Raw genomic sequence first — 11648 nt, 5'->3', positions numbered from 1 at the left:
CCCGCCCGTCGTCGCGCGGGTCGCGGCCGACCCGGTGGCCGGTGCCGTGCGCCGGGCCTCGGATACGGTGCAGCGCTGGAAGCGGCGGTTCCCGTCGGGGCACGCGTGCGGACACCGCTCAGGTGCGCTGCCGGGTACCGTCACGCTGACGCGGCGAGGCGCCGCCGACACGCCCGTGACAAGGAGACAGGCCGTGCACGTCGTGATCCTGGGCTGCGGCCGGGTCGGGGCCTCCCTGGCCACGGCCCTGCAACGGCTCGACCACACCGTCGCCGTCGTGGACAAGGACGACACCGCGTTCCACCGGCTGGGCAAGGACTTCACCGGCCACCAGATCACCGGCAACGGATTCGACCGCGACGTGCTCGTCGAAGCGGGCATCGAATCCGCGGCGGCGTTCGCGGCGGTCTCCAACGGCGACAACTCCAACATCATCGCCGCCCGCGTGGCCCGCGAGACCTTCGGCGTGGAGCACGTCGTGGCCCGCATCTACGACCCCAAGCGGGCCGAGGTCTACCAGCGGCTCGGCATCCCCACCGTGGCGACCGTGCCGTGGACCACGGACCGCTTCCTGCGGATGCTGCTGCCCGAAGGCGTCGCCACCGCCTGGCGGGAACCCTCCGGCGCGGTCGCGGTGCTGCAGCTCCCGCTGCACGAGGACTGGGTCGGTCACCGCATCGTCGACTTGGAGAGCACCATCGGGGCCCGCGTGGCGTTCGTCATGCGCTTCGGCAACGGCGTGCTGCCGGAGCCGAAGACCGTCATCCAGGCCGACGACGCGCTCTACGTCGCCGCGCTGTCCGGCACCGTCACCGACGTCACCGCAGCCGCTCTGCGCGGACCAGAGGAGACCGAGTGATGCGCATCGCGATCGCCGGCGCCGGAGCCGTCGGCCACTCCATCGCCAGCGAACTGCTCGACGGGGGCCACGAGGTCATGCTCATCGAGCGCAGCACCGAGAACTACCGGCCGAAGAGCATTCCCGGCATCGAGTGGGTCCTCGCCGACGCCTGCGAGCTCGCCTCGCTGGAAGAGGCCGGGTTGCAGTCCTGCGACGTGGTCATCGCGGCCACCGGCGACGACAAGGTCAACCTGGTGGTGGCGCTGCTGGCCAAGACCGAGTTCGCGGTGCGGCGCGTGGTGGCCAGGGTCAACGACCCGCGCAACGAATGGCTGTTCACCGACGCCTGGGGCGTCGACGTGGCGGTGTCCACGCCGCGGATGCTGGCCGCGATGGTCGAGGAGGCCGTCAACGTCGGCGATCTGGTGCGGCTGATGACGCTGCGCCAGGGCCAGGCGAACCTGGTCGAGATCACGCTCCCGCCGGACACACCGCTGGCCGGTCACCGGGTCCGGGACCTCGAGCTGCCGCCGGACGCGGCGCTGGTGACGATCCTGCGCGGCGGGCGGGTCATCGTGCCGCAGCCGGACGACCCGGTGGAAGCGGGCGACGAGATGCTGTTCGTCGCCGCCGCGGAGATGGAGCAGCGGATCCGCGAAGTCGTCCACGGCCGCTGACCGGAGCCCGCACCCGCGAGCTCCGGTCCGGATTTCAGCCGGTGGCGGGTCCTGGACGCTCCGGTTCCCCCGCCGCCTGCTCCGGGAGGCCGGAGTGGCGGGCGTAGGCCGCGCGGTCGGCCGCCTCCTGCTCGGCGAGCTCCCGGTCCGCGGCCTCCTGCGAGATCTTCGAAGCTCGGCGGACCGCCCAGACCGTCACGATCAACGCCAGCGCCGTCAGCGGATACCCCATGGCGATGCGGGCGAACGCCAGCCAGCCGGTCTGGTCCGCGTTGTACAGCCACTGCTGCACGACGTACTTCGCGGCGAACACCACGACCCACGCCAGCGTCGCCAGGTCGTACGCGCGCAGGGCCGCGCGGTGCTTGCGCCACCCCATGCCCAGCGAGTTCAGCGCGGACCAGGCCACGCCGACCAGCGGCCAGCGCACCAGCACCGACAGCAGGAACGCGCCGCCGTACACCAGGCTCGTCCAGATGCCCAGCAGGAAGAAGCCCTTCGCGTCACCGGAGCGGTAGGCGATGAACGAGCACACCGCCACCCCGAGCACCCCGGAGATCGCGGGCTGCAGCGGTTCCTTGCGCACCAGCCGCCACACCGCGATGGCCACCGCCAGCCCGACGGCGGCCCAGATCGCGGGCATCAGCCCGGTCAACGCGTTGACCACGACGAAGACCACGATCGGCACGGCCGAATAGGCCAGCCCGGAGACACCGCCCATCTGCTCCAGCAGGGTCTGCTCGGCCGCCGGAGCGGCCTCGCCGTCGGTCGGTGCCCGTCCCGGCGAGCCCGCGGGCCCGGTGCTCGGCGAAGCCGAGCCGGGGCCCTGGTCGGGGGCCGGTGTGTCGCGTTCGCTCATGCGGTGTTCTGCAACTCGTAGTAGGGGTTGTACAGCACTTTGCAGCCGTCCCGGACCGCGATCCTGCCGCGGGCCTTGATGGTGCGGCCCGGTTCGATGCCGGTGATCCGGCGCCGGCCGAGCCACACGAGGGTGACGCCCTCGGTGCCGTCGAACAGTTCTGCTTCCAACGTCGGAGCGGAGTTCGTCGGCGACATGTCGACGCTGCGCAGCCTGCCGAGCACCACGGCCTCCTGGCCGCACCGGCAGTCGCAGGCCCGCTGCGCCCCGCTCGCCTGCGAGCGTTCGGAGAGGTCGTCGGCGTCGAGCTCGGCGACATCGCTGGTCAGACGACGCATGAGGCGGCGCCAGTAGCCGCCCCCGGTGTTGCTCATCGCTAGCGCTCCACGTACGCCTGGGATCGAACACGATCGGCGGAAACCGCCCAGAGGCGGCGGCCGCCGGGTTCTCCGGTGACTTCTCGGGGCACTGCTGCGCGCTCCGGACACCAGCGTAGCCCGTGCTCAGCGGCACGTCGCCATCCTGGCGGCAATTCGAACTTGATCACACGATCAGGTCATCCTGGCACGTCCGGGGGTGTCCTGCGGCGCCCGCAACGCGCGGCAGGACCGCCCCGGAACGGCGACGGCGGCGGCCGCTAGGCCTGCTGCTCACCGTTCTGCGACTGCTGGATGTGCCGCGCGATGGACTCCGGCAACTCGATCGGCAGCGGCGTGCGCACCGGCAGCGGATCGTCACCGCGCACCACGACGGTGTCGTCCAGCACGGTGTACAGCAGCTTGGAGCACGCCTCGGCGGTCTCCCCCGGCCCCGCCGCGACCCCTCGGACCATCCAGCGCGGACCGTCGATGCCGACGAACCGCAGCGCCGCCCGCGGCGAGTCGGCGACCAGTTCCGGGCCCCACTCGCCGTCCTGCTGGCCGACCTTGGCGCCGTCCCGGCGCAGCTGCTCCGCCAGCTCGTTGCGCACCTCGGGCCACAGCTCGGCACTGCGCGGGGCGGCGAACGCGCTGATGGTCAACCGGCCCACCTGCGTCACCAGGTGCACGGCGCGCACCGGCCCCGCCGGGTCCACCTCGACCTGCAGCTGGCTGCCCTCCGGGATCGGCAGGCGCACCGAGCCCAGGTCGAGCCGCTCCACGTCGTCGCCCTCGGGAAGCTCGCTGAGGTCGTACGGCCCCAGCCCGGACTCGTCCCCGGTGGCGGCCCCGGCCACGTCCGCGTTCTCGGACGGCCCGGCCTCGTCCTGCCGCGAGCCTCGCCCGCGACGGCCCAATCCGAACATCCCCTCAGACCTCCGTCCTGTGATCGGCCCCGGCGGACGCCGGCCCCGTCAGCACCTCGTGCCCGCCGGTGGATCCATGACCACCGGTCCCCCGCTGCGAGTCGGGCAACCGCTCGACCTCCTCGAACACCGCGCTCTCCACGCGTTGCACGACCAGCTGCGCGATGCGGTCACCGCGTCGCAACGACAAGGTCTCAGCACGATCATGATTGATCAAGCAGACCTTGATCTCACCCCGGTACCCCGAATCGACGGTGCCGGGAGCGTTCACCACCCCCAGCCCCGCTCGCGCGGCCAGCCCGGAACGCGGGTGCACGAAACCGGCGTAGCCCTCCGGTAACGCCAGCGAGACGCCGGTACCGACGAGCGCTCGCTCGCCGGGCCGCAGCACCAGGTCGCTGGTCGTCACCAGATCGGCGCCGGCATCACCGGGCCGGGCGTAGGACGGGATCGGTACGTCGGGGTCGAGACGGGTCAACAGGACCTTCACGTTCGGCACGGGCGGCGAGACTACCCTGGAGGCGTGTCGGAGAGCGCAGAAGCAACCAGCCCAGCCGCGGACACCCCCGGTCAGGGGAACGAGAGCGAGCCCGCGGTCTACCGGGAGCGCTTGTTCGCGTCCTGGTGGACCTGGCCGCTACCGCTGGTCATGGCGATCCTGCTGGCCGCCGAGGTGCACATGGGTTACCCCGGCATCCGCGCCTGGCTGCCGTACGTGCTGCTGCTGCCGATCGCGGTGGCGGTACCGCTGTGGCTCGGCCGCACGAAGATCGAGATCACCGGCGGCGAGCTGTGGGTGGGCGACGCCCACCTGCCGCTGCGGTTCATCGAGGACGTCGAGGTCGTCCCCGCCGAGGAGAAGCGCACGGCGCTGGGCCCCGACCTGGACCCGGCCGCGTTCGTGGTGCACCGGCCGTGGGCACCGACCTCGGTGCGCGTCTGGCTCGACGACGAGGACGATCCGACGCCCTATTGGGTGGTGAGCACCCGCCGTCCGGAGCAATTGGCGGCGGCATTGCGGCGGTGAGGCGCACTCGTCCCGCCGAGTGGTGCCATTCGCCCTGATGCCGGATCGTCCGGCGCGATCCGAGTGGAACGCGGCTCGCGCCGCATCGGGATTCACGGACCACCGCGGGACGATCGGGCAACGACGGTTTCCCCGATCGGGAAACAACAAACCTGGGCGCACGACCACCGCGTGTGCCCAGGTCCGTGTTCGATTGGTGCGCCTGCCGGTCGCCGCTCGATTCGCCGCGGCCGATCCCCCGCGACGCCAAGCCGGTCACCCACCGGCCGGAGTGCCTCCGAGCCGCAGCGGGCTCGGACGCCCGAACCGGCCGGTCCGGCCATCAGGACCGCCCCTCCAGGTCGACCCCGCCACCGGACCCCGGCCGGACGTCACCGCAGGCCACCCCGCCCGCGGACCCCGTCCGGAACTGCTCAGAGCGCGCAGTCGCGGCAGATCAGACCGCCGTTGCGCTCCTCCGCGAGCCTGCTCCGGTGGTGCACCAGGAAGCAGCTGGAGCAGGTGAACTCGTCGGCCTGCTTCGGCAGGACCTTGACGGTCATCTCCTCCCCGGACAGATCGGCTCCCGGCAACTCGAAGTTCTCCGCGATCTCCGATTCATCGGTGTCGACGACACCGGATTGCGCTTCATTGCGCCGCGCCTTGAGCTCCTCCAACGAGTCTTCCGTCATTTCCTCGGACTCGCTGCGGCGCGGAGCGTCGTAGTCGGTCGCCATCGTGATTCACCCCTGCGATAGTGGAGACTGCAATGGTGTGCCGCTGGTAAACGTTCCAGGGCTCTCATTTGTGCCCGAGGGCTTGCGTGACGGTGATCTCGCCTTGCTGCGCCCCAAGTTCCCCCGAAACGAGCGTCTCTCGCTCCCCGTCACTGCCCGAGGCGCCGAGAGGGTAGCCCATCCAGGAACGGCGGACGCATGAGGTCACCCATTTGTGTGGTGTGCACTGCACCAGAGCATCCAACAAGATCACCCGGACGTCTGCTTCAGCAGACGCAACGAGTGCGACACGACGGCCCGTCCGGCGACGCGGAACCAACCACGAGCGCCTAGGCTGATCGCGCAACGTCCGATCCGATGACGGCAAGGGAGAGTGGCAGGACGTGTCAGCCGCGACTTCACGCTGGGGCCGCCAGGGCCCTCGATACCGGCGACGTCGACCGCTGCCCGCTCTGCTGGTGCTGGGGCTGCTGGTCGTCCTGTCCGGGTTCGTGTGGACACGGGTCTTCGAGACCACCGAGGACATCGAGACCGCGACCCGGTGCACCCTCCCGGGCGCGCCGACCGCCGCCCCGGAACCCACGGCCGAGCCGCAGCCGGAGCAGCCGGCCGCGCTGGGGCAGATGCTGAGCCGGAACGCGCTGGACCGCACCACTCCGGTCCCCGCGCGGGACGTGCGGGTGCGCGTGCTCAACGGCAACGGCGAGGCCAACCAGGCGGGCCTGATCAGCCAGGAGCTGACGAACATCGGTTTCGCTCCCGGCGGTGAACCGGACAACGACCCGGTCTACCCGAACTACGACCTCAACTGCCACGGCCAGATCCGCTTCGGCGGTGCCGGGGCGAGCCAGGCCCGCACGCTGAGCCTGATGGTGCCGTGCGCCCAGCTGGTGCGCGACGACCGCACCGGCTCCTCGCTGGACCTGGCGCTGGGGTCGGACTTCAAGGACATCAAGAGCAAGCCGGAGGCCCGCCAGATCCTCCAGGAGCTCAAGAACTGGGTCCCGCAGGGCGGTGCCGAGCAAGAGGTCCGGCCGCCGCAGGTCGATGAGGAACTGCTCACGGCCGCCCGCGACGTGGCCTGCTGAGCTTCGCCCGATCCGGCGAATTCGACGTTCGCCGAGCCGCTGAACGCATCGATGCCCGCCCCGCCGTCCGCAACGGCGGGGCGGGCATCGTCGTGCGTCAGACCTCGCCCGCTCCGGCGGCGCGCAGCGCCTCGCCGAGGGAGTCCGCGATGCCCGGCGTCGCGCACACCATGGCCTCGTCACCGAGCCCGTCGGCCGTCCCGGCCGCCGGGAGCCGCAGGTGCGCTCCCGCTTCCTGGGCGACGAGCGCTCCCGCCGCCCAGTCCCACCGCTTGAGCCCGACCTCGTAGTAGGCGTCGAGCCAGCCGGCCGCGACCGCGCACAGGTCCAGCGAGGCGGCGCCGGAACGGCGGATGTCGCGCACCTGCCCCAGCAGCCGTCCGGTCGCCGACGCCTGCGCGCGCCTGCGATCCACGTCGTAGGCGAACCCGGTGCCGACCAGAGCCAGGTCGAGGCGCTCGGCGCCCGACACGCGCAGCGGCTCGCCGTCGCAGAACGCCCCGCCGCCCGCTGCGGCGCTCCACACGCGGCCGGAGACGGGCTCGACGACCGCTCCGGCGATCGACCTCCCGTCGACCTGCGCGGCCAGCGACACCGCGTACCAGGGGTAGCCGTAGAGGTAGTTGACCGTGCCGTCGATCGGGTCGACGACCCAGCGGAGTCCTTCCAGCGCCGCCGCGCCGCCTTCTTCCTCGCCCAGCACCGACTCGCCGGGCCGCAAATCGGCGAGCCGGTCGCGCACGAGCCGCTCCGCCGCGCGGTCGGCGGCGGTGACGACGTCGGTCTCGCTGCTCTTCGTTCCCACGGCACCGCCGGTCACCGATTCGTCACGAATCGTGCGCGCCAGTTCGGCCGCCTCGCCCGCGACCTGCACCGCGACGGTTCGGAGGGTTTCGTTGTCCATGTCAGCTGTCAGTCCCACGTTCACATCGCAGCACAGCGCGGTTAAGGTCTGCACACCTCGTTCTGAATCGAATAGGAAGGATCGGGCATGGGCACTGCCCGCGGTTTCGGCGTGGATATCGGCGGGTCCGGCATCAAGGGGTGTCCGGTGGACATCGACGGTGGTGTGCTGGCCGAAGAACGCATGCGAATCCCCACCCCACACCCCTCGACACCGGATGCGGTGGCCGACGCGGTCGCGGAGATAGCCGAGAAGTTCGGCTGGTCCGGCCCGGTCGGAGTCACCTTGCCCAGCGTGATCAAAGAGGGCACCGCGCACTCCGCGGCGAACATCGACAAGAGCTGGATCGGCACCGACGCGCAGGGCCTGTTCGCGGAACGGCTCGGCCGGGACCGGGGGGACGTCGTCGTGCTCAATGACGCCGACGCCGCCGGCCTCGCCGAGATGCGCTCCGGCGCGGGAGCGGGACGTTCCGGCCTGGTGGTGGTGCTGACCTTCGGCACCGGCATCGGCAGCGCCATGTTCCTCGACGGCAAGCTCATCCCGAACACCGAGTTCGGGCACATCGAGGTCGAGGGGCACGACGCGGAGAAGCAGGCCGCGGCCTCGGTGAAGGACGACCTGGACCTGAGCTACCCGGAATGGGCGCCTCGGGTCAGCCGCTACATCCAGGGCCTGGAGAAGTTCCTCTGGCCCGATCTGTTCATCGCGGGCGGCGGTGTCAGCAAGAAGGCCCACAAGTGGCTCCCGCTGCTGGACATCCGCACTCCGATCGTGGCGGCGACGTTAAAGAACGATGCGGGGATCGTGGGCGCGGCGACGGCTGCGGCCGCACTGCTCGAACACTGATCTTCACGGTTGCCGGGGCGATGTCGCCGACGTTTCCCCGGTACGCCATCCGAGTGACCCGCACAGGACCGCGTTGCGCTGCGATGGGACCGATCTCGGCCTTGCAGCGGAACCGCACTCCACCGACGCGGTTACAATGGAACACGACCGACCTCATCCGGGACCTCCGGCCCGGCGCCGAGCAGGCGTTCAGCCGGCTCCAAGTCCGCTTCGGAAGTTCTGGAAGGTGGGTCGTCCCCGACCTCTGGCGGCCGAGGTTTCGCGCCCTCCGGCCTGCCCTGATCGACCGTCGCGAAAGGGCGTACGTGGCAGCCGCAGAAACCGCAACCCGACGCTCCAGCTCCGCTGCAACCGCCGGCGGTGGCCAGTCTTCGTCGGCCCAGTCCGCATCCCAGTCCCAGACCGAGGCGTCCGCGCAGGAGGAGACCGGCCAGGCCGGTACCGGCGCGGCGAAGGCCAAGTCCGCGACAGGCGCCAAGCCGGCGGGCCGCAAGACCGCCGCCAAGCCGGCGGCGGCCAAGAAGGGCACCAAGGCCGCTCCGGCCAAGTCGGCGGCGGGCAAGGCCGGTTCCGCGAAGAACGCGGCCAAGTCCGGCGAGGGCATGGAGATCGACGAACCGATCGAGACCGACCTGACGTCGCCCGACGTCGGCGACCTCGCCGAAGTCGAAGTGGAGATCCCGGAGGAGCCGACCGTCCCCGAGGACGAGGACGGCAAGACCGACTCCGACTTCGTCTGGGACGAGGAGGAGTCCGAGGCGCTGCGGCAGGCCCGCAAGGACGCCGAGCTCACCGCTTCCGCCGACTCGGTGCGCGCCTACCTCAAGCAGATCGGCAAGGTGGCGCTGCTCAACGCCGAGGAGGAGGTCGAGCTCGCCAAGCGCATCGAGGCCGGCCTCTACGGCGCGGAGCGGTTGCGCCAGGCCGAAGAGGCCGACGAGAAGCTGACCTTCCAGATGAAGCGCGACCTGCGCTGGATCGTCCGGGACGGTGAGCGGGCCAAGAACCACCTGCTGGAAGCGAACCTGCGACTGGTGGTCAGCCTCGCCAAGCGCTACACGGGCCGCGGCATGGCGTTCCTGGACCTGATCCAGGAGGGCAACCTCGGTCTGATCCGCGCGGTGGAGAAGTTCGACTACACCAAGGGTTACAAGTTCTCCACCTACGCGACGTGGTGGATCCGGCAGGCGATCACCCGCGCGATGGCCGACCAGGCGCGCACCATCCGCATCCCGGTGCACATGGTCGAGGTCATCAACAAGCTGGGTCGCATCCAGCGCGAGCTGCTGCAGGACCTGGGCCGCGAGCCCACGCCCGAAGAGCTCGCGAAGGAAATGGACATCACCCCGGAGAAGGTGCTGGAGATCCAGCAGTACGCCCGGGAGCCCATCTCGCTGGACCAGACGATCGGCGACGAGGGCGACAGCCAGCTCGGCGACTTCATCGAAGACTCCGAGGCGGTCGTCGCGGTCGACGCCGTGTCGTTCACGCTGCTGCAGGACCAGCTGCAGTCGGTGCTGGCGACGCTGTCCGAGCGGGAGGCAGGTGTGGTCCGGCTGCGCTTCGGCCTCACCGACGGCCAGCCGCGCACGCTGGACGAGATCGGCCAGGTCTACGGGGTGACGCGGGAGCGCATCCGGCAGATCGAGTCGAAGACGATGTCGAAGCTGCGCCACCCGTCCCGCTCCCAGGTGCTGCGCGACTACCTGGACTGAGCCTCTGGACGCAGCAGAAGGCCGGTGCCCCGTCGGGGCACCGGCCTTCTTCGTGCGGGGGGCGGGTCAGGAAGTGCGGAGGCGGTCGCCGAGGTGTTCGGCGAAGGCGTTGCCCAGCAGCCGGGTGCGCCCGGCGAAGCCCCAGGTGCGGTAGCGCAGCGTCCGTCCGTCGGTCGTGCGCAGCACCACGACGGTGCGGCGGAAGCGGTGCAGCACCTGGCCGCTCTCAACGGAGTCGTAGCGGTGCGCGGCGACGGGCTCGGGCCGCGCGCCCGGCTCCGCGGGCCGCGTGCGGTCGCGGCGGCGCAGGCGCTGCAGCCAGCGGGGCGGGTTCCGGTGGAAGTGGCCGAAGGTGACGATCGTGAACACCACCGCGAGGACTTCGGCGAGCACGCGCAGCACCGCGTACAGCACGAGCCCGAGCAGGATCAGCAGCATCGGTGCGGCGATGATCGCGACGACCAGCCGCGCGGTGGGGTTCTGTTCGATGGTGTCCTTGAATGGTGCCATCGCCACCGCCAGCACCCAGGTGATCACGACGACCCAGATCATCGAACGCTTGTGGTCCGCCCACTCGCGCCGCTGCCTGCGCAGCGCCCAGCCCTGCTGGTCGAAGTTCACGACGACCCGGCCACCGGGGCGAGCGGACACGTGGGACACGGCGGACACGCCGACCTGTTCAGTGATCACGGGCGGAGATTATCGAGACGATCGCGTTCTTCGCGGGGCTTTGACGGATCCCGCTGGCGGACTTCGGGGCGAAGCCCGTCGCGTTCGGCCGACGCGGGCGACGAGAGCGCCGCGGCGCCGACTCGGGGCGGTCGGTGCGGCCTCCCCGACCGAACGGCGCCGGGCCGGACACCTGCGGGCAGCTGAGGGCGCCGTCGACTCGCGGCCGGACCTGACGATCACCTTCGCTTGGGTAGCGAGCGACCGACGGGCTTCCGGATCGAACGCGCTCGGCCCGCACACCGCGATGCGCCTCCCGGCGAGCCCCGCGGACGCAACGCTGCGTCCGGCCTCGCGTACCTTGAGTGCCGGTGCCGTCGCGGAGACCGGCTCGGGGCGGTTCGCGATCTCGAATTTTCCCCGCATTCAGAAGTGATTCATCGCACAGTAATTCCGGGGAATTTCGCGCATCCGGGCAGCCGCCGCCGTTCGCTTGCAGCAGAACGCGAGAGACCCCAGGCGTGGAACATGCACCCCGGGTACGCATGAAACACCGGTCGGCGCAATTCGAGACCGTCTATTTTGCCTGGTCAGGCGATCGAGAAACAGTTGTGTGCACGGATTACCACGCTCCGCTACCGACGCTGCGGCAAGCGGGTACTTCGACGTGACGACGGTCGCCACTCGGCGCGGGAACACTGACGTACGGCTGTGCGTCTGCAAGAGTGGGGTAAGCGAGCACCGGCCCCGCCGCCAGTGGGCCACCGGTGGTCGCAGCAGGATCGAGGGCGTCGGGGACAACCCGGCGCCGGGACGGAGGGAGATCACGATGCCTGGAACGCTCACCCGCCCCGAGCTGACCGCCGCCGACCGCTGCGACCGCTGCGGGGCCGCTGCGAAGCTTCGCGCCGTACTGCCATCCGGCGGGGAGCTGCTGTTCTGCGGGCACCACGGCCGGGAGTTCGAGCCCCGCTTGCGGGAGATGGAAGCCGAACTCCAGCAGGACGAGCAGTAACGA

The 11648-nt window shown here is 70.8% G+C and carries 14 protein-coding genes; 7 read left to right on the top strand and 7 right to left on the bottom strand.

Translation table 11 applies throughout. The annotated features are described in order from the left end of the window. Positions 1 to 193: 193 nt before the first annotated feature. Both BJ969_RS06755 and BJ969_RS06750 read left to right on the top strand, forming a co-directional pair. Positions 194 to 859 (top strand): potassium channel family protein, encoded by a 666-nt coding sequence (locus BJ969_RS06755; RefSeq protein WP_343071264.1) that lies wholly within the window; start codon positions 194 to 196, stop codon positions 857 to 859. After that, positions 859 to 1518 carry a potassium channel family protein gene (locus BJ969_RS06750; protein ID WP_184477975.1) on the top strand — a complete coding sequence of 220 codons (660 nt, stop codon included), beginning with the start codon at positions 859 to 861 and terminating at the stop codon, positions 1516 to 1518. Before BJ969_RS06755 ends, BJ969_RS06750 begins: the two co-directional genes overlap by 1 nt. A gap of 34 nt (positions 1519 to 1552) precedes the next feature. Here BJ969_RS06750 and BJ969_RS06745 read toward each other — a convergent pair whose 3' ends face one another. The 4 genes from BJ969_RS06745 to dut form a co-directional block, all read right to left on the bottom strand. Further along, positions 1553 to 2377 (bottom strand): DUF3159 domain-containing protein, encoded by an 825-nt coding sequence (locus tag BJ969_RS06745; protein ID WP_184477974.1) that lies wholly within the window; start codon positions 2375 to 2377, stop codon positions 1553 to 1555. Further along, positions 2374 to 2751, bottom strand: a complete 378-nt coding sequence (locus BJ969_RS06740) for an OB-fold nucleic acid binding domain-containing protein (protein ID WP_184477973.1) — start codon at positions 2749 to 2751, stop codon at positions 2374 to 2376. The genes BJ969_RS06745 and BJ969_RS06740 overlap by 4 nt, the downstream gene beginning before the upstream one ends. A 263-nt stretch (positions 2752 to 3014) precedes the next feature. Further along, positions 3015 to 3662 (bottom strand): DUF3710 domain-containing protein, encoded by a 648-nt coding sequence (locus BJ969_RS06735; RefSeq protein ID WP_184477972.1) that lies wholly within the window; start codon positions 3660 to 3662, stop codon positions 3015 to 3017. 4 nt (positions 3663 to 3666) lie between these two features. After that, positions 3667 to 4161: a dUTP diphosphatase gene (gene dut / locus BJ969_RS06730; RefSeq protein ID WP_184477971.1), complete on the bottom strand. Its 495-nt coding sequence runs from the start codon at positions 4159 to 4161 to the stop codon at positions 3667 to 3669. Between the two features lie 24 nt (positions 4162 to 4185). On the opposite strand from dut, the gene BJ969_RS06725 reads away from it, so the two are divergent. Then, the gene (locus BJ969_RS06725) at positions 4186 to 4689 is read left to right on the top strand and encodes a DUF3093 family protein (protein ID WP_184477970.1); all 504 of its coding nucleotides are present in this window, start codon (positions 4186 to 4188) and stop codon (positions 4687 to 4689) included. 413 nt (positions 4690 to 5102) lie between these two features. Here the strand turns inward: BJ969_RS06725 and BJ969_RS06720 are convergent, their stop codons facing one another. Next, the gene (locus BJ969_RS06720; protein WP_184477969.1) at positions 5103 to 5405 is read right to left on the bottom strand and encodes a DUF4193 domain-containing protein; all 303 of its coding nucleotides are present in this window, start codon (positions 5403 to 5405) and stop codon (positions 5103 to 5105) included. 383 nt (positions 5406 to 5788) lie between these two features. Between BJ969_RS06720 and cei the strand changes: the two genes are divergently transcribed. Further along, entirely contained in the window at positions 5789 to 6493 is a 705-nt protein-coding gene (gene cei / locus BJ969_RS06715) for an envelope integrity protein Cei (protein WP_184477968.1), read from the top strand. Between the two features lie 97 nt (positions 6494 to 6590). On the opposite strand, the gene BJ969_RS06710 is transcribed toward cei, so the two are convergent. Further along, positions 6591 to 7397, bottom strand: a complete 807-nt coding sequence (locus BJ969_RS06710) for an inositol monophosphatase family protein (RefSeq protein WP_184484927.1) — start codon at positions 7395 to 7397, stop codon at positions 6591 to 6593. 87 nt (positions 7398 to 7484) lie between these two features. On the opposite strand from BJ969_RS06710, the gene ppgK reads away from it, so the two are divergent. Together ppgK and BJ969_RS06700 are read left to right on the top strand one after the other, a co-directional pair. Beyond that, the gene (ppgK, locus tag BJ969_RS06705) at positions 7485 to 8246 is read left to right on the top strand and encodes a polyphosphate--glucose phosphotransferase (protein WP_184477967.1); all 762 of its coding nucleotides are present in this window, start codon (positions 7485 to 7487) and stop codon (positions 8244 to 8246) included. A 305-nt stretch (positions 8247 to 8551) separates the two neighbouring features. Beyond that, positions 8552 to 9961, top strand: coding sequence for an RNA polymerase sigma factor (locus BJ969_RS06700; protein WP_184477966.1), 1410 nt, complete (start codon positions 8552 to 8554; stop codon positions 9959 to 9961). A gap of 66 nt (positions 9962 to 10027) precedes the next feature. Here BJ969_RS06700 and BJ969_RS06695 read toward each other — a convergent pair whose 3' ends face one another. Next, positions 10028 to 10651 carry a hypothetical protein gene (locus BJ969_RS06695; RefSeq protein ID WP_184477965.1) on the bottom strand — a complete coding sequence of 208 codons (624 nt, stop codon included), beginning with the start codon at positions 10649 to 10651 and terminating at the stop codon, positions 10028 to 10030. Positions 10652 to 11459: 808 nt separating this feature from the next. Between BJ969_RS06695 and BJ969_RS06690 the strand changes: the two genes are divergently transcribed. Then, positions 11460 to 11645 carry a DUF7455 domain-containing protein gene (locus tag BJ969_RS06690; RefSeq protein ID WP_184477964.1) on the top strand — a complete coding sequence of 62 codons (186 nt, stop codon included), beginning with the start codon at positions 11460 to 11462 and terminating at the stop codon, positions 11643 to 11645. Positions 11646 to 11648 lie beyond the last annotated feature (3 nt).

Origin of the sequence: Saccharopolyspora gloriosae (genome assembly GCF_014203325.1) — a bacterium.
Classification (GTDB): Bacteria; Actinomycetota; Actinomycetes; order Mycobacteriales; family Pseudonocardiaceae; genus Saccharopolyspora_C; species Saccharopolyspora_C gloriosae.
The sequence above is the reverse complement of the archived record's forward strand: the minus strand, read 5'-3'. Positions and strand labels throughout refer to the sequence as shown.

Coding starts and splice junctions, on each gene's coding strand:
- BJ969_RS06750 (WP_184477975.1), top strand. CDS start 859: ATGCGCATCGCGATCGCCGGCGCCGGAGCCGTCGGCCACTCCATCGCC.
- BJ969_RS06745 (WP_184477974.1), bottom strand. CDS start 2,377: ATGAGCGAACGCGACACACCGGCCCCCGACCAGGGCCCCGGCTCGGCT.
- BJ969_RS06740 (WP_184477973.1), bottom strand. CDS start 2,751: ATGAGCAACACCGGGGGCGGCTACTGGCGCCGCCTCATGCGTCGTCTG.
- BJ969_RS06735 (WP_184477972.1), bottom strand. CDS start 3,662: ATGTTCGGATTGGGCCGTCGCGGGCGAGGCTCGCGGCAGGACGAGGCC.
- BJ969_RS06720 (WP_184477969.1), bottom strand. CDS start 5,405: ATGGCGACCGACTACGACGCTCCGCGCCGCAGCGAGTCCGAGGAAATG.
- BJ969_RS06710 (WP_184484927.1), bottom strand. CDS start 7,397: ATGGACAACGAAACCCTCCGAACCGTCGCGGTGCAGGTCGCGGGCGAG.
- ppgK (WP_184477967.1), top strand. CDS start 7,485: ATGGGCACTGCCCGCGGTTTCGGCGTGGATATCGGCGGGTCCGGCATC.
- BJ969_RS06690 (WP_184477964.1), top strand. CDS start 11,460: ATGCCTGGAACGCTCACCCGCCCCGAGCTGACCGCCGCCGACCGCTGC.